General features: G+C 53.0%; 18 protein-coding genes. 13 read left to right on the top strand and 5 right to left on the bottom strand.

Going from position 1 to position 21,345, the window contains the following annotated elements; genetic code table 11:
• The first annotated feature begins 267 nt into the window (after positions 1-267).
• The 7 genes from Pr1d_RS04530 (at position 268) to Pr1d_RS04500 (ending at position 8,098) form a co-directional block, all read left to right on the top strand.
• Entirely contained in the window at positions 268-1,806 is a 1,539-nt protein-coding gene (locus tag Pr1d_RS04530) for a tetratricopeptide repeat protein (RefSeq protein ID WP_148072416.1), read from the top strand.
• A 158-nt stretch (positions 1,807-1,964) separates the two neighbouring features.
• Positions 1,965-2,747 carry a TrkA C-terminal domain-containing protein gene (locus Pr1d_RS04525; RefSeq protein ID WP_148072415.1) on the top strand — a complete coding sequence of 261 codons (783 nt, stop codon included), beginning with the start codon at positions 1,965-1,967 and terminating at the stop codon, positions 2,745-2,747.
• 1,425 nt (positions 2,748-4,172) lie between these two features.
• Positions 4,173-4,580, top strand: a complete 408-nt coding sequence (locus tag Pr1d_RS04520; RefSeq protein WP_148072414.1) for a globin — start codon at positions 4,173-4,175, stop codon at positions 4,578-4,580.
• Between the two features lie 425 nt (positions 4,581-5,005).
• Positions 5,006-5,962: a hypothetical protein gene (locus tag Pr1d_RS04515; RefSeq protein ID WP_148072413.1), complete on the top strand. Its 957-nt coding sequence runs from the start codon at positions 5,006-5,008 to the stop codon at positions 5,960-5,962.
• A gap of 181 nt (positions 5,963-6,143) precedes the next feature.
• The gene (locus tag Pr1d_RS04510) at positions 6,144-6,440 is read left to right on the top strand and encodes a hypothetical protein (RefSeq protein ID WP_148072412.1); all 297 of its coding nucleotides are present in this window, start codon (positions 6,144-6,146) and stop codon (positions 6,438-6,440) included.
• An 84-nt stretch (positions 6,441-6,524) separates the two neighbouring features.
• The gene (locus Pr1d_RS04505; protein WP_148072411.1) at positions 6,525-6,974 is read left to right on the top strand and encodes a hypothetical protein; all 450 of its coding nucleotides are present in this window, start codon (positions 6,525-6,527) and stop codon (positions 6,972-6,974) included.
• 851 nt (positions 6,975-7,825) lie between these two features.
• Positions 7,826-8,098, top strand: coding sequence for a hypothetical protein (locus Pr1d_RS04500; protein WP_148072410.1), 273 nt, complete (start codon positions 7,826-7,828; stop codon positions 8,096-8,098).
• A 328-nt stretch (positions 8,099-8,426) separates the two neighbouring features.
• Here Pr1d_RS04500 and glnA read toward each other — a convergent pair whose 3' ends face one another.
• A complete protein-coding gene (gene glnA, locus Pr1d_RS04495; protein ID WP_315853115.1) occupies positions 8,427-9,857 on the bottom strand; it encodes a type I glutamate--ammonia ligase in 1,431 nt (476 codons plus the stop codon).
• A gap of 152 nt (positions 9,858-10,009) precedes the next feature.
• Positions 10,010-10,999, bottom strand: coding sequence for a glutamine synthetase beta-grasp domain-containing protein (locus Pr1d_RS04490; protein ID WP_148072409.1), 990 nt, complete (start codon positions 10,997-10,999; stop codon positions 10,010-10,012).
• A gap of 669 nt (positions 11,000-11,668) precedes the next feature.
• On the opposite strand from Pr1d_RS04490, the gene Pr1d_RS04485 reads away from it, so the two are divergent.
• Positions 11,669-12,670, top strand: a complete 1,002-nt coding sequence (locus Pr1d_RS04485) for a serine/threonine protein kinase (protein ID WP_168205050.1) — start codon at positions 11,669-11,671, stop codon at positions 12,668-12,670.
• A 43-nt stretch (positions 12,671-12,713) separates the two neighbouring features.
• Here the strand turns inward: Pr1d_RS04485 and Pr1d_RS04480 are convergent, their stop codons facing one another.
• The 3 genes from Pr1d_RS04480 to ald all read right to left on the bottom strand — a co-directional run bounded on the left by Pr1d_RS04480 (position 12,714) and on the right by ald (position 16,766).
• Positions 12,714-14,378: an alpha-keto acid decarboxylase family protein gene (locus tag Pr1d_RS04480; RefSeq protein ID WP_148072407.1), complete on the bottom strand. Its 1,665-nt coding sequence runs from the start codon at positions 14,376-14,378 to the stop codon at positions 12,714-12,716.
• Between the two features lie 84 nt (positions 14,379-14,462).
• A complete protein-coding gene (mtnA, locus tag Pr1d_RS04475; protein ID WP_148072406.1) occupies positions 14,463-15,533 on the bottom strand; it encodes an S-methyl-5-thioribose-1-phosphate isomerase in 1,071 nt (356 codons plus the stop codon).
• 120 nt (positions 15,534-15,653) lie between these two features.
• The gene (ald, locus tag Pr1d_RS04470; RefSeq protein WP_148072405.1) at positions 15,654-16,766 is read right to left on the bottom strand and encodes an alanine dehydrogenase; all 1,113 of its coding nucleotides are present in this window, start codon (positions 16,764-16,766) and stop codon (positions 15,654-15,656) included.
• Positions 16,767-16,920: 154 nt separating this feature from the next.
• Here ald and Pr1d_RS04465 point away from each other — a divergent pair, with 154 nt between their 5' ends.
• The 5 genes from Pr1d_RS04465 to Pr1d_RS04445 all read left to right on the top strand — a co-directional run bounded on the left by Pr1d_RS04465 (position 16,921) and on the right by Pr1d_RS04445 (position 21,342).
• Positions 16,921-17,145, top strand: a complete 225-nt coding sequence (locus Pr1d_RS04465; RefSeq protein ID WP_148072404.1) for a hypothetical protein — start codon at positions 16,921-16,923, stop codon at positions 17,143-17,145.
• Positions 17,146-17,315: 170 nt separating this feature from the next.
• The gene (rplM, locus tag Pr1d_RS04460; protein WP_210417887.1) at positions 17,316-17,753 is read left to right on the top strand and encodes a 50S ribosomal protein L13; all 438 of its coding nucleotides are present in this window, start codon (positions 17,316-17,318) and stop codon (positions 17,751-17,753) included.
• Positions 17,754-17,802: 49 nt separating this feature from the next.
• Positions 17,803-18,201 carry a 30S ribosomal protein S9 gene (gene rpsI / locus Pr1d_RS04455; protein ID WP_148072403.1) on the top strand — a complete coding sequence of 133 codons (399 nt, stop codon included), beginning with the start codon at positions 17,803-17,805 and terminating at the stop codon, positions 18,199-18,201.
• Between the two features lie 235 nt (positions 18,202-18,436).
• Positions 18,437-20,026: a DUF1549 domain-containing protein gene (locus Pr1d_RS04450; protein WP_148072402.1), complete on the top strand. Its 1,590-nt coding sequence runs from the start codon at positions 18,437-18,439 to the stop codon at positions 20,024-20,026.
• A gap of 11 nt (positions 20,027-20,037) precedes the next feature.
• The gene (locus tag Pr1d_RS04445; RefSeq protein WP_148072401.1) at positions 20,038-21,342 is read left to right on the top strand and encodes a DUF1501 domain-containing protein; all 1,305 of its coding nucleotides are present in this window, start codon (positions 20,038-20,040) and stop codon (positions 21,340-21,342) included.
• Positions 21,343-21,345: the final 3 nt, after the last annotated feature.

Here is a 21,345-nt window from a genome sequence, read left to right as displayed (position 1 = left end):
CTCTGCTGCGTAGAATTCTCCAGTAAGAGCCCCCTCCGCCTGGCCGCGGGAACGTGCTTTTTCGTTGCAGTCGGCAGGTCCGCACTATTCGGAACTGTGCGATCAGCAAAATGGCGGGGACGGTTCTTATTTCCTCCAAGCATGCGCACAGGGCGCGTGGTAAGTTAATGTGGGTCGCTACCTAGAGGCACTGAGTGTGACCATAAGGACCGCATCCCCCTCTCACATAACAGAAAACGAACTTCAAAGAACCGAGGAAGAGATCGCATGAGTGCTTTGAAACATACCTTGAACTTAACTGTGTTCGTCGCGATGGCGACGCTGTTTGTGCCATTGGCCGAGTCTCAGGACTTAGGCATCCGTGATACCAATGCAACTGCCGCTTACGAAGAGGGCATGAAATTGCTCGAAGCCGAGCAGTGGGACGATGCGGTCGCGGCATTTACTCAGGCAGTCAATATTGACAACACCTATGCCGAAGCCTTCTTTGGTCGTGGCGAGGCGTTGCGTAACATGGATGATTATCAGGCCGCCTTGGACAGTTACAAGGCTGCCACGAATATCGATTCTAAGTCGGCCAAGGCCTATAACGGACAGGCAATTGCTGAAAGGGAACTAGGACTCTACGACTTGGCGTTTAACGACTTCAACAACGCCATTGGACTCGATCGCCGCGATCCGGAGATTGCTGCCAATCTTGGCGACTTGCTAGTTAATTTTCGCCAGGACCCTACCAGTGCGTTGCGAGTCTTGGACAAGGCTGCAGAACTGGATCCTGAAAATGCCGAAGTCTACCGCAACCGAGGACTTGCCCATGCTCAGCTGCGCCATTTTGACGAGGCCGAGGCAGATCTGGCGAAGTCAGTGGAACTCAAAGACGACGATTTTGAAACCTACTCGATGTTAGCCAATATCTATCTCTTTCAGGATGACAAGGAGAAGATTCCTCAGGCAATCGAGGCACTTACCAATGCCATCAAGTTCTACGAACCAGAAGAAAGCTCTGATCCCAAGACTTATGTCCAGGGTTATCTCTTGCGTAGCGATGCGCGACTCACTCTAGCGAACGAGGCGAAAACGCCTGCAGAGAAACGCGAAGAGCTATACGAAAAGGTAAATGAAGATGCCGATGCGGTGCTCTCGGAATTGCCTGATACTTTCCCCGTCTCGGGGCAGGCCCTCTATCGTAAGGGCGTTGCTCTCCGCATGCAGGACAAATACGGTGAGGCTATTAAGGCTTTCACGGACGCATTGCAACTGGTTCCCGCTGGCGAATCGGCTCCGTATACCACCAATGCTTATTTGAAACGCGGCATCTGTTGGTTTCTGCAAGATGAGAATCGACTCGCTCGGAAAGACTTCTTGTTAGCCGCTGCTTCTGACTATACCGATCCCTTGCCACACATGTGGACCGGTTTCACTTTTGCTGCTGAAGATGACTTTCGTTCGGCAATTGATAGCTACGGTGAAGCGATCAACAAGAATCCCAATTTCGCCCTCCCTTACATCAACCGCGGCTTGGCCTACGCGGCGTTGGATGAGTACCAGCGGGCTGCGGATAATTTCAATGAGGCGATTCTGGTTGAGCCGACCAACCCTGATCTATATAACCAACGTGGTCGTGCCTACATGCTGATGGAAGAATATGACAAGGCGTTCAACTCCTTTGAACTGGCAGCTTTAAACGATGATCAGAATTCGCAAAGTTTTGAAGCAGCCGCCGAGACGCTCCGATCTCTAGGTCGAAATGCTTTGGCCGAAAAGTATGAGCAACGAGCCCAGGAGTTAAAAGAGAAAAATAACTAGCAATATTTCTGGTAAGTATTATGCTGCAGGCCGGTGAGCGAGTTTTCGTTCGCCGGCCTGTTTTATTACTGAACGGGTAGGGTGGGCATTACCTTTCAGAAGCGTATTTGGGGCCAACAAACAGAGGTGGGCATTGCCCACTCTACAAGCAAAAGCCTATGGAACTACTGATTCCTGTCATTTCGTTGCCAGTGGTGCTGGCCCTCTCGTTGATTATCATCCGAGTGGGGACAATGGCGCTCATGCTGACGGGGTTGTCTCGCGAGTCGGCCCGTTTCCAGTCCCATTCTGCATTTACTGGGGTTGGCTTCACCACGAGCGAGGCGGAATCAATCACCCAGCATCCGGTTCGTCGCCATATCGTGATGGCCCTGATGATCGCCGGCAATGTCGGTATCGCAACTTCGATCAGTTTCTTGATGTTGTTTCTGTTGGGGGCTAGAGAGTCGGAGTACCAAGGCATCGCATCGAGTCTGATCGTGTTGTTCGCGAGCCTGGGTTGCTTGTGGTTATTGGCAAGCAGTCGGTGGGTCGAGAACAAACTCAACCGATTTATCACCTTGGCAATAACCAATTTCTCCCATCTCGAAATCAAAGACTACGTATCTCTGCTGGAACTTGCTAAAGGCTTTTCAGTGACAGAACTTAACATTGAGCCTGGGGACTGGGTTGCTGGAAAGACACTTGCGAGCTTAGGCCTGGCGCGTGAGGGCATTCTGGTGCTAGGGATCAAGCGAAACAATGGCGACTACGTCGGAGCTCCTGCCGGCAATAGCCACATCCATCCCTACGACACAATAGTTGCTTATGGGCCCCTGAAGCGACTTCAGGAGCTAGCGACTCGCCGAGCGGACGAAGCAGGCGATGCCGCCCACAAACTGGCCGCTCAAGCCTACGATGAATATCTGGCGAATCTCAAGCGAGTGGATCCGGACGTATAAAGGCGGAAAGCGGAATACCCAAAGAGCAATGAACTCCGTAGTCAGAACGACGGAGGACGCGCCGCAGAGGGAGTTTTGCACCGCACATAATTTGAAAACCGAAAAACAAAATAAAAAAATAAATCGAAATTGTTAACTTTTCCCGGGTTTCAGCAAGATTTGTCAAAAGTTTTTGAGAAAAAACTCTCCTTCCCGCCGCGCAAAAGTCGCACTGCTGCTGTCATGGCACTCAGCGCGAATAGTCCCATAACTCAAACTGAAAAGCAAGATTACGGCAACCACGGATTGCGCGGATTTCTCGGATAGAGCAAGTCCCACGAAAAACAGGAAAATACTCCTTCGATTGTTCAACATCACACCCCACATGTGCGCAAACCTATTCGATGCCCAAAAGTACGGTTTCGTCTCAACTTATCCGTGAAATTCGTGTAATCCGTGGTTCTCCTTTTCAGTTTGAGTCCTATAACTACCGACGGATCTCTAGCCCGGACTGCTCATCAGCCGCTGTGCGCTGGCCCACGGTTAGTTCCGTACCAGACACGAATTGAACCGGTCGCTAGCGCGCCGCGGCTGAATGAACAGACTGTTTTATCGAGTGCTGAATTATCAAAGATCGGCGCAGCGAATGCGCGTGCCACGACGATTCTAACAAATCGCGCGGCCAAAAACTTGCGCAAAGTTTCGGCAATCGGCCAGAGCAGGAAAACAACATACCCTGCGGGGACACCCGTCTTGCCTGATGACGTAACGCTTTCGAGCGGAGCGACTTAGACCAGCCGGCTCGCGGTTCAAAGGATGCGTGCCCCCAGGGTTGGCTCTATTACCGCAACGCGGTTGCACATCGTAGCCCAGGGTTCGCCACAGCGAGCCCCGGCGAGCAATGACGTACCCTGGGTTTGCGAGGAACCTCCCGTCACGGCCGAGCGAAGAACGTGGCCTACCGCCGGAGTGTCGCCGAGGCCGAATCATGCCGCGGTTTGCTTCGGCCTCGGTAATGTGCCGCCGGTAAAAATCGCGTTGTGCTCGGCCTAGGAGCCTGTTGGGACATAAAGCCAAGGTACACAAACACTCGTGGAACTCGCATTTGAGAACCTTGGGCTACGGTGATGTAACGGCTACGCCGCAAGAGCGATCGCGCGGAAAATGACATTGCACGACAGCAAGCCCACTAACCCGCCTCAGCTTCATCGTCCTGTACCGTTTAGCGTACCCGTTATGTACCGCTGGATACGACTAGCTCCGTAGCCTGCCTGGGGATTCACTGAGATGCAGTTAGGCCAGTGGTCGCTAGTCAGCTCATTGCCGGATAAGTCAAGGTGAAGATTGGACTTGTGCAAACAACTTACTTCGAGACACTGAACCACAAGTTGCCGCAATCGCGGCACTACCAAATGTACTTAGCGTTGAAAAAGGCGGGGGTCTACAATGGCTGAAGCGACATCTAAGGACCTTTTCCTAGCAAGTCTTGAAAGATGCTCAGCAAATGCCGAGTTCATCCCTGCATTTTACAAGCGGTTTCTAGCGAGTTCCGAAGAGATTAGTATTAAGTTTCGCTTCACCAATTTCGAGAAGCAAAATGCTATGCTCCTGAACTCACTAAGAATGTCCGCCGGTGCCACGTCAGGCAGTCCAGAAGCCCTGCAGGAACTGAAAGCCCGAGCACTTTCCCATGACAGAGACCACTTAGATATTAAGCCAGAGCTTTATCACTTCTGGCTTGATGCGGCCATCGCTACTGTAGAAGAGTTCGACGACAATTGGACTGAGGAAGTCGCAGCTGCATGGGAAAAGATACTGGGTTTTGTTGTCGAGTACTTCAAGCGAAGGTACTGAGCCACATTTTTTACTGCATCTGACTGGAAAACACCGACTTATAGATATGCTCATTTTAGTCTGTGGCGTTCCAGACACCGCTCACACGACAAATGGCTTTGACACGTTAGATTCTTCGTCCTACGCATTTCTGCAACACCCGCCTAAGTCCTGAAACTTTATCGACCGCCGCTACCAACGGTAGCCACGGCTAAGTTCCGAGGTTTGGCACGCCGACGCTGGATACGGGAGGCACTGCAACCTTCGTTGTTGTTTCACTCCAACGCTAGTTGTGAACTCCTTCAAACGTCTGGCATACCACTTTTCGGAGAAACATCGCCCAACAGCTTGAATTGGACCTCTGATTGATTAGGTCAACACGTATCTGCTATCCTGGTTGTAGCTGTGTGTGAAATATAGTCACGGAACAAGAGCAGTTGTTGACGATGCTACATTCGACTCAAGACGAAACGGCGGTTCGTTACCAATCTTGTTCTTGGGTAAAGGTATTTCTGCTCGCTGTTCTTTCCATCGAGATACTTTCATTCCTGTTTCTTCGCTTCGGCATTGACATCCAACTAGGAGTGATTCTAGCTTTCTCGATTGTTGCTGTAGGTGTGTTCTCAAGGCAAATTCTTGGACTCACCGAGATAGCCAGCTCAGTGATGGTAAAGATCGCAACTGGGCAATGGCAAAAATCTATCGGGACCTTTCTTGTGGCGGTAGTGCTTGCTCAGGTTATAGCGGTCGGTATGTTGCGAAACGGCATCGGAATCAGGTGGACATTCAGTGTAGTTGGCGGAGTGCTCGCGATTTACTTTATTTGGCCGTATTTATGTGTCTTCGTTGGTCGAATCAGTGCATGGATAGCGGTGAAAGTTACTCTGAGTGGCCGACCACAATTCAGCGTCAGGACTCTTCTGCTGGTTGTTACAATTCTTGCGGTAGTTTCTGCAATCGTCGGAAGAGAAGTTAGGCGAGCCTATAATGAACTCTCGGCCGCAAAGAGGCTCGAAAAGCTAGGTGCCGAGGTTGTTTATGACGTTAAATATATTTGCGAGAGTAACGCCATAACGCGTGATGACGAAGCCAGAACTCCAAGCCTTGTCAAACGACTGGTTGGAATTGAAGGGTCAAGTGTGAATTACGTTATTCTAAACTTGCAATTTCTTCGTCAAGGAAAGAAAAACAACAAGATTAAGGACGATTGCATGGTCGATATTGCATCGTTTAACAACCTAAAAGTTCTCGATATGCGAGGTACCGGAATCACCGATGCGGGACTGGTTCATCTATATGCACTCACTGAGTTGGAATTCATTCTGGTTAGCGGAACACAAATCACAGATAATGGCATTCGGAGGTTCAAAGAGTTTAATCAAGACTGCAATGTCTATCGCTAGCCTCTTACTGATTATCCTACGGCGAAGAAAAAGGGTCGGGAGTCTTTAATTAAGAATGACTCCCGCTCCCTTAAATCTCTCGGCACCTGGCTGTCGGATCGACCGGATTGTAGGACAAGACCCGTGGCCAGCCATGCTGTTACAATACGTAAACGGGCTAAGCATTTGGAGAACACCGTTCATGTTTATTGTTGCTGCGTCTCAGGCTCCTGTCGTATTTCTTATGTGGATATTGCCCACAGTTCTCATAGCGACCATAGGCGCGCGAAGTATCTCAAAGAACGCACGGGTTCGCGTTGCAGCGATCGTAATTGGGGTGCTTGCGGCTTTGGGCGTGTTTGCGATTCTCTTTTACGCTGACGAGCGGGGGTGGTGGAACCTGTCGTTGTGGTGGACGGGTGCAGCCATGGTCATAGCAACTGCGCTGGCGATGGTATTTTTCTCAGTGATTCAGACGCGATTTACTGCTGGCCCGTAATGCTCGGAGGTCACTCCGCTCTCGCACCCACAACCGCCCCGGCTTCCTTGCTCTGAATGGTGCCCATCTCCTAAACTGGACAAGATGTCGAAACGACCCCAACTTCCATTACTGTTTTTACTTTTGCTCTTGGGCGTCATCTTCTGGAGCCAAATCTCAGGCAAGATTCCTGTGATATCGCCGAACCGGAAGAACTTTGCGCCTTGGGAGAAGCTATCTGCGGGCAACGGTGTCTCGTACCTAGAAAAATACGAGGGGGCAGGCATCGACCCCATGTATCTGGCGATGATGTCCTACGAGGATCATGACGCGCTCCGCCTTGTGATCGAGACATTTGGATTGGTTCCCCAAGACGAAGGGAACAGGGTATCTACCTTCACGAACACACTGGGAGACCGAACGCCGGAATGGTTTTCCCCAGAATTGGCGACGGAAATCTATGTGTTCCCGGCTGGTCTTAAAGAGGGATACGTCTCGAATCTCTGGATTAACGCCAACAATAGGACCATGATCCTGGAACGAACCTGGTGGTAACGACGCCTCGCAAGTCAGACGAAGAAAAAGGGTCACGACGAAAAGCATGGCGAAGAAAAAGGTTCGGGATTCTTTGATTAAGAATGACTCCCGACCCCTTAGAAAATCCGCGCTCAGTCTGAAGTGAAGAGAATAGCTCCAAACTCATACAGGCTCTCCTGAACAGTAGGTAGAAACAGCTTTGCTATTCAATACTATTAGCCAAAGGCATGGAATCATGACTGTGAAAACAGGTCGCCATAGACTGACACGAAGATATGGATTGTCGAAGTCCTCACGACCGTAGGAAAAAGCAAACTCTAGCACTCCCAGTATAATTGCGAATACCAAGAAGCTTCGCACGCTTTTAATTGCCGGGCCAAACTTGCTACCTCGCAATGCTGCAAAGACGAAGAAAATCGAAAACATATACGGGAATGCAATCATCCATCCGGTAAAGGGAATTGTGAACGAAAGCGAACCCATCGTGGCCACGCGGCACAGCTCAAAGACCGTAATGGCAATAACGAACCACAGATAGAACCGTAGACTCAGCGGAGGCGGGATGGTTCCAGATTCTAAAGTGGAAGTCTCCATAGCTCTCAGTATATCGGGAATGGGGCGATATGACATACTTGACTAACCTGCTTCGGTTATTTCGACCGCTGCTACTTAGCCTCCACTAGGTGGACTTCCCCATCTGCTGGGCCTTGTCGGCGTAAGTTGTTATTTGTCAGTGGGTTACACTTGCAACAAAACGAGCACACCAAATTGGAGCTATGCTTTACGAGCGAAACTGCTCTTAACAACCTTACTTTGCCAGCATCACCCCTAAGCTTGCTGGGGCAGAAACCACAGGAAAGGAAACTAGAATGGAACGAATAATCACGAGTCTCAGTGTTGCCCAAACTGGAAAGGTCCTTGCCGCCTTCTATGGTTTGTTGTCGCTGATCATGCTTCCCTTCGTGCTGATTGCAGTATTGCTTTCCGGCAAGGTGGAGTCCGTTCTCCCCATGTTGATCATGGTCGTGCTGTATCCGATCATGGGATTTATCGGCGGGATGCTCTTGGCAGTGTTCTACAATATTTCTGCCAATTGGGTTGGTGGTCTCGTAGTGACCGTGGAGCAGAGCGAATTTGAATGAGTAAATCGCCACGTGCGATGAGAGTATTCGTCTGTTGGTTCTTACTCCAAAGTAAAGAGATTGAACCACAGAGGACGCGGAGGGCACGGGGACAAGAGCATTAAAGTGTCGTCCATCGAACAGGTGAATTCTCCTTCATAGATTCATTTGCTTCCCACTATTCCTCGTTATCCTCTGTGGTAAATCTTTGAAGGTGTCCGGGAATTGCATCCACTTAATTCAAGGGCTAAGCAAATAGTCATCCCGAGATATTCCGAGGGATCTAACCAGATTTCTCGGAGTACTTCGAAATGACAGAAACAGAAAACGAATACCAGGACACCCTGCGCTACATATCGTAGTACAAGCAGAATTCATACGGATGCGGACGCAGAGCGAGGGCCTCGACTTCGTTTTTCTGTTTGTAGGTGATCCAGGTGTTGATCACGTCCTGGGTGAACACGTCGCCGCGGAGGAGGAATTCGTGATCCTTGGATAGCGCGGCCAAGGCTTCGCCTAGGGAACCAGGAGTGCTGGGGACTTTGGCCAGTTCCTCAGGTTCCATGTCGTAAATGTCCTTATCGAGCGGTTCGCCGGGATGGATCTTGTTTTGGATTCCATCCACCACGGCCATCATCAAGGCGGAAAATGCCAGGTAAGGATTGGAACTCGGATCGGGGCAACGGAACTCGATCCGCTTCGCCTTTGGACTGGGGCTGTACATGGGGATTCGACAGGCAGCCGAGCGATTGCGTTGAGAATAGGCTAGATTGACTGGTGCTTCGTAGCCAGGGACCAGTCGCTTGTAGCTGTTCGTGGTAGGATTGGTGAACGCGAGGATGGCTGGGGCGTGGGTGAGGATGCCGCCGATGGCATAAAGAGCTTCGTCGCTCAAGCCGGCATAACCTCCGCCAGCGAAGAGGGGCTGATCCCCTTTCCACAGCGAGATGTGCGTGTGCATGCCTGAACCATTGTCGCCGTAGAGTGGCTTGGGCATGAAGGTGGCCGACTTGTTGTGCTTCCAGGCCACGTTTTTGATGATGTACTTGAAGAGGCACATGTCGTCGGCCATTTGTACCAGGTCAGTATACTTGAGATCGATTTCTGATTGCCCTGCGGTGGCAACCTCATGATGCTGGGCTTCAACGTCCAAGCCACACTCGATCATTGCCATCATCATCTCGTTGCGGAGATCCATCAGTTGATCCGCAGGAGGCACGGGAAAGTAGCCCTCTTTGTGTCGCAGCTTGTAGCCCAGATTGGGCCCCTCGCCCAACGCTTTGGTATTCGTTCCTCGATTCCATTGGGCTTCGCTACTGTCGATGAAGAAATAGCTGTGCTGTGGTGCCTGATCAAATCGAATGTCGTCGAACACAAAAAACTCGGCCTCGGGACCGATGTAGCAAGTATCGGCGATGCCCGTACTTTTGAGGTAATTCACTGCCTTGCGGGCCACGTTGCGGGGATCACGGGTGTAGTCCTCGCGAGTGATGGGGTCCTGGATATTGCAGATCATGCAAAGGGTTGTGATCTCGGTGAATGGATCAATGAAGGCGGTCTCGGCTTGCGGCACCAGAAGCATGTCGCTTTCGTTGATGGCCTGCCAACCCCGGATGCTGGAACCGTCGAAGCCCAGTCCGTCGTCAAATATTTCTTCTTCAAGCTTCTGAATGGGAATTGTGAAGTGTTGCCAGAGACCCGGAAAATCCATGAACCGCAGGTCGACTGCGCGCACACCACGTTCGCGGCAGAGAGCCAAAACATCTTGAGGCGTCAACACGAGAATCCCCTTTGCTCAAAGAGAGAAGAAATACGATTGGTTCTAACGAAGGAACCATCCAATTGAGAGCCACGATACAATAGAAAACCCCTCCTGGCCAGCGGTGGCCAAGAGGGGTTTTCTTAGAACTCAAGCGGGCCAAGTAAGGCCGCTTAGGATCGTAGGGTTGCCAGGATCTCGCGAACCACTTTATAGGGATCTGCGTTAGATGCTGGACGGCGGTCTTCCAAGTAACCTTTCCAGCCATTCTGGACGGTGCCGATTGGAATGCGGATCGACGAACCACGATCGCTTACTCCGTAGGAGAATTTCTCGATCGACTGGGTTTCGTGCAAGCCGGTCAGACGCTGGTCATTGTCTGAGCCATAAGAAGCGATGTGCTGCTTGTGGCGTGCACTAAACTTCTCACAGATACCTTTGATCATATCCTCGCCACCTTTATCACGGATTGGCGTGGTAGAGAAATTGGTATGCATACCACTGCCGTTCCAGTCGCCCTTGATCGGCTTGGGATGGAGCTCGATGTTGACATGGTGCTTTTCACCAGCCCGATGCAACAGGAAGCGGCTCAACCAGAGATCATCACAGGCCTGCTTGGCACCCTTGCCAAAGAGTTGGTATTCCCACTGGCCTTTCATTACTTCGGCATTGATGCCCGTGACGGAGAGACCGGCTTCGAGGCAAGCATCCAAGTGCTCCTCAACGATGTCACGACCAACGCAGTTCATGATGCCAACGGAGCAATAGTAGGGACCCTGCGGCCCAGGATAGCCATCCACAGGGAAGCCAAGTGGCTTGCCATTCTTCATGATGGTGTATTCCTGCTCGAAGCCGAGCCACAAATCGGGGTCATCCTCAAAAGTACCACGACCATTGGAGGGATGGACCGAACCGTCGGCATTCAGCACTTCGCACATAACCAGAGAGGCATTCTTGCGAACAGGGTCGTCGATAATGCGAACCGGCTTCAACAAGCAATCGGAACTGTGCCCCTCAGCTTGCTGGGTGCTGCTCCCGTCAAACGACCACCCTGGGCATTCCTCTGGTGAGTTGGGTTTGCTGTCGACAATTTTGGTCTTGCTACGAATGCTGGGCTCAGGCTTGTAACCATCGAGCCAGATGTACTCTAACTTGTAACTCATTTTTCTGTAACACTCCTGAAAATGTATTGGACACAACCGTTATGACTCGCTTCCTTGCAGAAGTGTGTTGTCGCTCCTTGGTCGCCCCTCGCCAAACGTACACCTGAGTGCGCCTCCGTTTAGCCGACAACAGCCTAATATCGCTTCGACAAACAGTGAATTCATCCACTGTGGCCGTCAAATGGGATATGCCGGTTCCTGACCGCTCTAGCGGCCTATGGACAAGCCCATATCGTAGAAAATATGGTGCTTGGCCGCTAGACTCCGACAACCACGGTTTTGAACCGTTTTTTTGGAGACAAGCGACGGCTCAGCACCCTTCGGATAGGAGTGTTTGCCACGAAACCTAGAAATCCGCCTTTTAATTCCCGCCAACTCCTGGATTTCTACGCAGAAGCGGCGACAGTTTTAGCCATAGCAACCCTAGTGCCAAACGCGATGTAAGGAGTTGGTGTTTTCCCTAAGCAGTTATATGGCCTATACTTAAATCTCCTGCGAATGACGTGGCATTATCTTGCGATGCCATTGTTTGCACGGCGAGAATGCATCGACTGCCTTATCACTAGGCACTACGAACGGGACGGCAAGCACTGTATAGTCCTTTCTGTTTCCCAGGATCGTCCTCTAGTAAGATTGTCATCTCCAACGAACCATTCCGCTCCAAGCCAGATGACTGATACTCCGACTCCTCCGCAACGCAAATTGAAGTTCTTGCCGACCTCGGCCAATTTCAAACTCTTGGAACCCTTGGGTGTCGGAACTGTAGGTGTCGTCTACCGTGCCGAGAGTCCTGATATCAGCGAGCCGGTAGCTGTCAAACTACTGCACCCGACGATTGCCCACGACGAGAATATCGTTGACCGTTTCCAGCGAGAAATCGTCATCATGGAACGGCTCAACCATCCTCACATCGTCCGCAATTACGGCGGCGGTATGATGGATGGCCAGTATTTCTATGCGATGCAACTCTTGGATAGCGGCACACTGAAAGACCGCATCAAGAAGTTCGGCCCCCTCACCTGGGAACAAACGGCGGCCTTTGCTGCACAAATTGCTTCAGCTCTCCAACATGCCCACAACCACGGCATCATCCACCGTGATCTCAAGACCAGCAATCTGTTTTTCGACAAAGGGGGCAAGCTCTTGTTGGGCGATTTCGGCATCGCTCGCGATACCCACGAGGCAGACATCACGGGCGCTGGAATTACTGTCGGCACCTATGCCTACATGTCACCCGAGCAGATCTGTGGCGACAAGGAAATTACCGGCAAGGCCGATCTGTATTCCCTGGGCTGTGTGATGATGGAGATGCTCACCGGCAAACCCCCTTTCATGGGAGCCAACTTTGCCCAGGTTTGGGGCCAGCACCTCAACGACAAACCCCCGGGAATCCGCGAGCGCGACATCGACTGCCCCGAATGGTTGGAGAAGTTGATTTTCCAACTTCTAGAAAAGGACCCCGAGCGCCGCCCCTTCAACGCCCGAGCCGTGCAGGGCATTTTGAAGGACCACCTCATCGAAGAATTCGGTCCCGACCTGTCGCATCTCACGCAGGACCTCCCCGTGTTGGAAGACGATCAGCCGAATGAGGGTCCGTCGAAGCAGCGAATTGCTTTCATGCTTTTGTTGCTGGCAGCGTTGGTGGCGGCGGCGGTTGTGCTAGGAAAGTGAGAATTCCCAGGCGAGTTGGGCGATCTGATGTGGCAACCGTGCTTCACACCGTTTTGCTCATCCTCTCCGCAAGTCGCTTAAGTGCTTGACTGCAATCCTCGCGGTCGAGATGCACATTGAGAATGCTCGGTCCCGCCATGTCCTGCCAAGCAGCATTGAGGGCCGTGTCGAATTCTCCTTCAGTGCGAATCTGATAGCCGGTGCCGCCTCCCAAGAGTGCAGGCAGTTTGTCGTATTGCCAGTTCGGGATGTTATTGAATTCATATTCGCCGGGATGGAGTAGGCGTTCGGTGCCATAGCCGCCGTTGTTCAGGACGATCACGATCACTGGCATGTGCCGGCTCACCAGACTGGAAAACTCCAAGCCCGTCATTTGGAAAGCGCCATCGCCAACGATGGCTACGACACGTGCATCGGGCCTAGCGACTTGGGCTCCCAGCGATGCGGGGACGGCAAATCCCATCGAGGTATAGTACGCCGGGCTGAGAAACTCCGTGTGGCCGTGAGTCGTCAGCTCGGTTGAAGCAAACAGCGCATCGCCGATATCGGCGATCACAATCGTCTTGTCCTCGAGTTGTTCGTCGAGTCGATCGATTAGGCGGGTGATCTTAATTGGTGCTTCGGCTTTGAGTGAGAAAGGTGCTTTATTCCAGTCGGTTGGCGCGGGAGGCAGCGGCTGTCGTACATTCAGCCCACGTTCAGCGAGTTCGCGTAAGAAATCTTCCAACCGCACATCGTGGTAATGGTGGTGGCGAATGCGGAGTTGCTCGCTGGTGGCGTAAATGCAGTCCGAGATACTAAGTTCGGCCGTATAGATTCCCAGATTGATGTCGGTCATGAAGGTGCCTAGCATCACTACGCAATCGCTCGACTCGACATACTTGGTGACCTCCTCTTGGCCGAGGGCACCTTCGTAGAGCCCCATGTAGAGTGGATGTGTTTCGGCAACAACGCCTTTGCCGAGCATCGTGGCCGTCATGGGAATCCCGGATGCTTCGGCCAATTGCAACACCTCGCCTTGCAGGCCGAAGCGATGGATCTCTACACCCAAGAGGAACACGGGTTGCCGGGCTGCCTCAATTTGTTGAGCGGCTTCCTCGACTGCTTCGGCCAAGGCCCGGCTATCACTCTGAGGTGGCTTTACTTCGATTTTCAATTGAATTTCGGGACGGACATGTACCATGTCACGTGGGATTTCAATGTAAACCGGTCGCTTGAACCGCTGGCAAGCGGCCAGCACACGATCGATCTCGCGAAAGGCGGTCTGCGGATCGTTTAGTTCAGTTCCGGCAACGCAGAGCTTCTCGAACACGTCAAACTGTGTGCGAAAGTTTCGCACCATGTGGTGCAGCAGAGGGTTGTGAATGCGTTCTCGCATGCCGGGTGAGCCGGTGATCATCACCACGGGAGACTTTTCGGCATACGCCCCTGCAATCGAGTTGCACACGCTTAGCCCACCCACGCAATACGTGACGCAGAGCGCCCCCATACCCCGCACGCGTGCATAAGCATCGGCAGCAAATCCCGCGCAATCCTCTCGGGTACAGCCCACCGTGTTGAGCGAGCTTTCTTCGAGCATCGTGTAGAACGACAAAACATAGTCGCCGGGGATGCCGAACACGTCAGCAACACCGTAGTCTTGCAATCGGCGAATGAGATACTCGCCGATGGAGGGATTATCGGATGGTTTCGCTTTGGTTTCGCTCAAGTTAACCTCTAGCTGTAGGCCGGAACGAGCAGCGCGAGTTCCGGCAATCGCGATTGTTTACCGTCAATTGTGCCGGAACTCGTGTTATTCGTTCCGGCCTACGAGTGCTTCGATTCGATCCCGTGTGGGAGTCGCAACGATTCCCCGTTCAGTAATAATACCCGTGATCAACTCGGCGGGGGTTACGTCGAAGGCGGGATTGTAAACAGCCACGCCTGCGGGGGCTGTTGTGCTGCCAAATCCTTGCACGACTTCTTGGCCACTTCGTTGTTCGATAGGAATTTCATTTCCAGTGGCGATTGCCATGTCGAAGGTGCTGGTAGGCGCAGCGATGTAGAAGGGGATGCCGTGGGACCGAGCGAGCAGGGCCACTCCATACGTGCCAATCTTGTTGGCAGCATCGCCGTTAACCGCGATGCGGTCAGCACCTGTGATCACCGCTTGAATCTGTCCCGCTGCCATGACGTGGGCCGCCGCGGAATCGCAGATCAGGGTACACTCGATTTCACGCTGCATAAGTTCCCAGGTGGTGAGACGTGCACCTTGCAACAAGGGTCGGGTTTCGTCGACCCAAACTCGCGGCTGCTTGCCACGCTCTGCAAGTTCGAAGATGACCGAAAGGGCAGTCCCCTGACCTCCTGTTGCCAGTGCGCCTGCATTGCAGTGCGTGAGAACGCCAGCGCCAACGGGAAATTCCGCAAGCAGGTCGGCGCCGTGTCGTCCGATGGACTTACACATTTCTGCGTCTTCGGCATGAATTGCCTGTGCCTCGGACAACAATGCCTGTGCCAACTCGCGCGGACCACAATCGGTGGCTTGATCAGCAACTTGGCGCATTCTGGCAAGCGCCCAGGTGAGATTGACTGCCGTGGGACGGCTTTCAGCCAGGTAGTCACATACTTGCCCAACGCGCTGTTGCATCGGTTGCAGCTCTGTGTCGAGGGCCACCTGAGCCCCCAAGCAAACGGCATAGGCCGCAGCGATGCCAATCGCCGGGGCGCCTCGCACGCTGAGTTCCTGGATGGCAATCCAAACCTGATCGACATCGTTGCAGACGATGAGCTCCGTCTTGGCAGGGAGTAGCTTCTGATCCAGTAGGACCAGCACGCCTTCGATGTCGCCTTGCCATTGGAGGGTTGGTATTTGTTGAGTCATGAATTGTCTGAAAAGAAATGCAGTGCAGAAGAAATCAGTTTATCGGCAGTTGAACGCGGATGCATTCTATCCGTGCGCGTTGAAAGTGCAAACGGAGTTAACTTGGTGAATTCAGCAAAGTTACTTCTTCGAGAACAAGTTCGCACAAGGCAGTTCAAATGTCTCGGCGACGGCCTCGTTCGTCACCTTACCCGCGTGCATGTTAATTGCTCGTGCGATTGGCTTCGAGACATGGGCGGCAGCTTCGATGCCTTGTTGGGCGATTTGGATCACATATGGCAGAGTCACATTGCAAAGAGCGTAGGTGCTGGTGCGGCCGACGGCCCCCGGCATATTGGTTACGCAATAATGCAACACATCGTCGACGATGTAGGTGGGGCTGCTATGGGAAGTTGGTTTTGAGGTTTCGATGCAACCTCCTTGATCGATCGCGACATCGATAATCACGCTGCCGGGTTGCATCCGCTTAAGGTCTTCCCGCTCGACGAGACGTGGGGCTTTTGCGCCAGGGATCAGGACGGCACCCACCACCAAGTCGGCCCGTTCCAATTGACGGCGAATGGTGTGGCGGTCGCTGAAGAGCACATCCACGTTGGGGGGCATTACGTCGTCCAGGTAACGCAAGCGATCCATGTTGATGTCGAGAATGGATACATTCGCATGGAACCCGGCGGCGATCTTTGCAGCGTTTGCCCCGACGACACCACCTCCGAGGACCGTGATCCACGCGGGTGCCACACCGGGCACGCCACCCAGCAGGATGCCTCGACCCATCTGTGGACGCTCCAAATACTTGGCCCCTTCCTGAATGCTCATGCGGCCGGCGACTTCGCTCATCGGCGTCAGCAAGGGAAGTCGCCCCTGATCGTCGGCCAAAGTTTCATAGGCCACGGCCGTACAGTTGGTTGCCAAGATGGCTTCGGTTAGTTCGCGATCTGCCGCAAAATGGAAATACGTGAATACGATCTGTCCCGGGCGGATCAGGGACCATTCGGCTGGCATCGGTTCCTTGACCTTCACGATCATATCGGCACGGGCAAAAATCTCGCTTGCTTCGGCCACCATCTCGCAGCCGTTCTCCAGGTAGTCGTGATCAGCCAGTCCCGACCCCAGGCCAGCCCCCTGTTCGATGAGCACCTGATGTCCGCGCCGAGTCAGTTCTTCCACGCCGACGGGGAGCATCGCCACGCGATATTCGTCGAGTTTGATTTCTTTGGGGACGCCAATGATCATGGGAGATTACTCCTGGCCGAAGTGCAGTTGCTGCGAGAGAATGGACGGCTGGTCAAATTTCCTCCTACGATACGGCGCTGGCAGAATTGTGCCTAGCACACTGCGCAAGTGAGAGAAGATTTTGCGCTAAACACACAGACACCTGAGAATCGCTATGGCTGAGAATTCCAATCGCCGCTGGTTGCCACTGCTATTGATTGCCGGTGCGTTGGCCATCTGGGGACTGCTGCTGGCATGGGGGGCCTATCTGGCTCCCGCAGGAGGAAACCCAGGTCACGACCGCCGCAAGCTGTGGGTGGTGGCCGCCACTACGGGAGGATTTCTCTGTCTCTGGGGCTTGGCCGTGTGGATGGGGTGGCGCAGAAGGCGGAAAAAATAGCCTATCTGGCGGGCCTGGAGTATTCGCGCCCGGCTCGCTAAGAATAGGTTTCTCACCCTTGTCGGCACGCCGATTCCCCGGTAAATTGGTGGATTCTCCACCGGCGGCGGTTTTGCGCTGGTAGACCGGTGTGACCGAAGCGAAACGAACTATTTGGGATTCGAGTGCAGATGAAAACGTATATGGCCAAGGCAGGTGAGGTCGAACAGAAATGGTTGCTAGTGGATGCCACCGATAAGATTGTCGGTCGCTTAGCTAGCGAGATTGCCATGATTCTCATGGGCAAGCATCGCCCCACCTACACACCGCATGTTGATACGGGTGATTACGTCGTCGTCGTGAACGCGGAAAAGATTGCTTTCACTGGCAAGAAGTGGGAGAACAAGAAATACGCTTGGTACACCGGCTACACGCGCCAGCGAACGGTTACTGCGGGTGTTCGACTCGAAAAGAAACCGGAACTAATTCTTGAAGAAGCTGTTCGCCGGATGCTCCCTAAGAATAAGCTTGCTCGCAACATGCTGAGCAAATTAAAGATCTACGCGGGTACCGAGCACCCCCACACAGCTCAACAACCCGAACCAACCGAATTAGCAATCAAAGCTTAGAGTTTCCGAGAATGCTCGGAACGTTTGAACGAATTCAAGGAAATTATTTATGGCAGCAGTTGTCGAAGAAGCCCTAGGTACTGGTCGTCGCAAGACCTCGGTCGCACGGGTTCGTGTTCGTGCTGGTAGCGGCAAGATTACTATCAACAGTCGTGAATTGGACGAATTTTTTCGCGTACCGCAAGATCGCAATGCGGTTCTTGCTCCGCTCGATCACTGCGAAGTTCGCGAGAATGTCGATGTCATCATCCGCGTCCACGGTGGCGGTACAACCGGCCAGGCTGGTGCCTGCATGCAAGGTATTGCTCGTGCCCTGATGAAGCATGATAGTGACCTCGAACCGAAGCTTCGCGAGAGAAACTTCCTCTCCCGTGATTCTCGTATGAAGGAACGCAAGAAGCCAGGTCTGCACGGTGCCCGTCGCGGAACCCAGTTCTCCAAGCGTTAATTCTGCACAATACTCCAGAATACAACGAGCCAGTCTCACGCACGTGGGACTGGCTTTTTTCGGTTTTTTGCCGAATTTATCGCTTCTAAAGCCACAATGCGATACTCAATTGAGCGGCCGGGGTTAACAATGCAAGAAGCAAAACCTTTGATAACCGCTGGCGGAAGCCCGCGGTTGTACCCTGTGCAGACCGCGGGCTTCCGCCAGCGGTTATTAGTTTGATGGATAGTTTCCTATGGTGCGAATTACAACCCTCCTCTTTCTACTGGTTCTTATTCCATCTCACGCTCAAGCCGAGTCCCCCGCACGGCTTGCCGATCGCATAGATCAAGCACTCCAAAATGAAGTCTTCGACGAGAATACTAAGCTTGCGCCCATCGCCGACGACTTGACCTTCGTTCGACGAGTCTGGCTCGATGTGTTGGGTGATATTCCCTCTCCCGAGGAGGTGACGTCATTCGTACTCGATCCAGCCAAGGACAAACGTTCGAAGTTAGTAGAACGTTTACTTGCCAATCCCCACTATGGCCAAAACTGGGCTCGCTATTGGCGGGATGTGGTCTTTTTCCGTGCTGTCGACCAACGGTCTGACATTGCGACCGATGCCATGGAGGCGGATCTCACCAAGTGGCTCAATGACGATCGCCCCTGGAGCGAGATTGCTACTGAGTTTATTACCGCTCACGGCGACGTGCGTGAACAAGGTGCGACAGCCATCATGATGGCTCAAGATGGTATGACCGAAGAGACGACCGCCGAGGTCTCTCGGATCTTCTTGGGTATCCAGATTCAATGTGCTCAGTGTCACGACCATCCTTACGACCGCTGGAAACGTGAACAGTTTCACGAGCTGGCAGCTTTTTTTCCGCGTATTGCTGTGCGTCCAGTTAGGGACCTCACGCGACGGAGTTTTGAAGTGGTGGGCAACGACCGCTTTGGTCGGAAGCCGCCCAAGAATGAGCGCGCCCCCACTGCCGAACATAAGATGCCCGATCTAGAAGATCCCCAAGCCCCCGGCACCCAGATGGAACCAAAGTTTTTCTTGACCAGTGCCAAGGTCCCCTGGGGAACGACCGACGAGGCTCGTCGGAAGCAGTTGGCGCAATGGTTGACCGAGAACGAATGGTTTGCCACAGCCCTGGTGAACCGCATGTGGGCGGAACTCGTGGGCGAAGGCTTTTACGCCAGCGTGGAAGACATAGGGCCAGACCGCACCCCGATTGCTCCGACAGCAATCAAACTGCTGAGCCGAAAATTCAAGGAAAGTGGCTATGATGTGAAGTGGCTCATCAAAACAATTTGTGAGACCGAGGCCTACCAACGAGAATCGCGTCCCCGGCGAGGGACCGATGGTACTCCGTTCGTAGCCAACGTGCCGCAACGGCTGCGCAGCGATCAGCTTTATAATGCACTGCTTTCAGCGTTTGACGTGAAGGAGAGTCTTCCAACTGAGCGCCGTGGCCGGCAAGGAATCAAGGATAAGCAACGGGGACAATTTGCTGAGACTTTTGCTTATGATCCCAGTATCAACCGCGAGGAAGCAGTAACCTCGATTCCACAAGTATTGGCGCTCATGAATTCCCCGAGAGTGAATCAGGTTTTTCGAGACAAACGGTTGAGCGTCTTGCCAAGTTTGATCGGTGAGATCGAGCAGGATGAGGATCTCACAGTCGAGCTGTTTTTGAGATGTCTGGGCAGAAAACCCACTGCAGCAGAGTTTGAGGCCGTGAAGGCCTACCGTGAAGAAGGGGTAGATCGACAAGTGGTATTTGAAGACCTGGCTTGGTCGCTTGTGAATTCCGCCGAATTTCAGCATCGAAGATAGAAAGCATTGCCATGAAAGATTCCACGATCCAGCATTTGACCAATGTTGCTACCCGACAGGGGCGGGTGATCCGCCGGCGTGATTTCTTGCGCAATATCACCGCGGCAAGTTTGGCAGCAAGTTCTTGGAGTTGGACCGATGCAATCGCTGCTTCCGCCGACCAAATGCGCTCGCAAGGGATGGCTTGTATCCTACTCTGGATGCAAGGGGGGCCTTCGCAATTTGAGACCTTTAGTCCCAAGCCAAACCATCCCAACGGTGGAGAAACGAAAGCGATAGGCACGAGTGTTTCGGGGATACAGATCGCTGAAAACTTGCCGTTCTGTGCCGAAGTCATGGACGAACTGGCGATCATTCGATCCATGTCTAGCAAAGAGGGCAACCATCAACGAGCAACTTACCTATTGCACCATGGGTACCTGCCAATGGGGGGCGTGAACTTTCCCTCGCTGGGGTCGAATGTGTCCCATCAGATCGGCAACGCTGCCAATCAGCTCCCCAACTTCGTCCGCATCGGAGGCCGATTGGCCAATTCCGGCGGCGGAGGTTTCTTGGGAGTCGACTACGACCCGTTCGTGTTGCGGTCTGCCAATCGTCCCCCGGACAACACTGTGCCTCTTACCGATACAGGTCGCTATCATCGACGACTGAGACTTCTGGGATCGATGGACAATAGTTTTGCCCAAAGTGGTGGGGCAGATATCGTTTCCGATCATCGTAAATTAGTCGAGAGCGCCTCAGACATGATTATGAGCCCTCGCATGGATGCGTTTGATCTGGAGAAAGAACCCACCTCGCTTCGTGAGCATTATGGAAAGAGTGAATTCGCTGCCGGTTGTATGATGGCCCGCCGATTGGTGGAACAAGGTGTGACTTTCGTCGAAGTGGTTTCTAACGGCTGGGATACGCATCTCGATGGTTTCAACCGCACCCGTGAATTGACCGGCCAAATCGACCAACCGATGTCCGCTCTCATTAGCGACCTCAAGCAACGTGGCATGTTGGACAAGACTTTGGTTGTCTGGCTTGGCGAATTCGGCCGCACTCCCAAAGTAAACCCCCGTGCAGGAAGAGACCATTTCCCCCGGGCATTCAACGCCGTACTCGCAGGGGGTGGCGTACGCGGCGGGCAAGTCATAGGTGCCACCAACGATGCCGGCACCGAAGTGACCGACCGCCCCGTGGCAATCACCGACTTCTTCCGCTCGATTTATCACTCGCTTGGCATCGATGCCGACGAAGAAAACATCAGCCGTATCGGCCGCCCGATCAAGCTTGTCGACGGTGGTGAGGTGGTGACGGAACTGTTTAGCTAAGAG

It is taken from the genome of Bythopirellula goksoeyrii (genome assembly GCF_008065115.1).
GTDB classification, from domain to species: Bacteria; Planctomycetota; Planctomycetia; order Pirellulales; family Lacipirellulaceae; genus Bythopirellula; species Bythopirellula goksoeyrii.
Note: the sequence above shows the minus strand (reverse complement) of the source record. Positions and strands in the feature narration are given on the sequence as shown.

Coding starts and splice junctions, on each gene's coding strand:
- Pr1d_RS04530 (WP_148072416.1), top strand. CDS start 268: ATGAGTGCTTTGAAACATACCTTGAACTTAACTGTGTTCGTCGCGATG.
- Pr1d_RS04525 (WP_148072415.1), top strand. CDS start 1,965: ATGGAACTACTGATTCCTGTCATTTCGTTGCCAGTGGTGCTGGCCCTC.
- Pr1d_RS04520 (WP_148072414.1), top strand. CDS start 4,173: ATGGCTGAAGCGACATCTAAGGACCTTTTCCTAGCAAGTCTTGAAAGA.
- Pr1d_RS04515 (WP_148072413.1), top strand. CDS start 5,006: ATGCTACATTCGACTCAAGACGAAACGGCGGTTCGTTACCAATCTTGT.
- Pr1d_RS04510 (WP_148072412.1), top strand. CDS start 6,144: ATGTTTATTGTTGCTGCGTCTCAGGCTCCTGTCGTATTTCTTATGTGG.
- Pr1d_RS04505 (WP_148072411.1), top strand. CDS start 6,525: ATGTCGAAACGACCCCAACTTCCATTACTGTTTTTACTTTTGCTCTTG.
- Pr1d_RS04500 (WP_148072410.1), top strand. CDS start 7,826: ATGGAACGAATAATCACGAGTCTCAGTGTTGCCCAAACTGGAAAGGTC.
- Pr1d_RS04490 (WP_148072409.1), bottom strand. CDS start 10,999: ATGAGTTACAAGTTAGAGTACATCTGGCTCGATGGTTACAAGCCTGAG.
- Pr1d_RS04485 (WP_168205050.1), top strand. CDS start 11,669: ATGACTGATACTCCGACTCCTCCGCAACGCAAATTGAAGTTCTTGCCG.
- mtnA (WP_148072406.1), bottom strand. CDS start 15,533: ATGACTCAACAAATACCAACCCTCCAATGGCAAGGCGACATCGAAGGC.
- ald (WP_148072405.1), bottom strand. CDS start 16,766: ATGATCATTGGCGTCCCCAAAGAAATCAAACTCGACGAATATCGCGTG.
- Pr1d_RS04465 (WP_148072404.1), top strand. CDS start 16,921: ATGGCTGAGAATTCCAATCGCCGCTGGTTGCCACTGCTATTGATTGCC.
- rplM (WP_210417887.1), top strand. CDS start 17,316: ATGAAAACGTATATGGCCAAGGCAGGTGAGGTCGAACAGAAATGGTTG.
- rpsI (WP_148072403.1), top strand. CDS start 17,803: ATGGCAGCAGTTGTCGAAGAAGCCCTAGGTACTGGTCGTCGCAAGACC.
- Pr1d_RS04450 (WP_148072402.1), top strand. CDS start 18,437: ATGGTGCGAATTACAACCCTCCTCTTTCTACTGGTTCTTATTCCATCT.
- Pr1d_RS04445 (WP_148072401.1), top strand. CDS start 20,038: ATGAAAGATTCCACGATCCAGCATTTGACCAATGTTGCTACCCGACAG.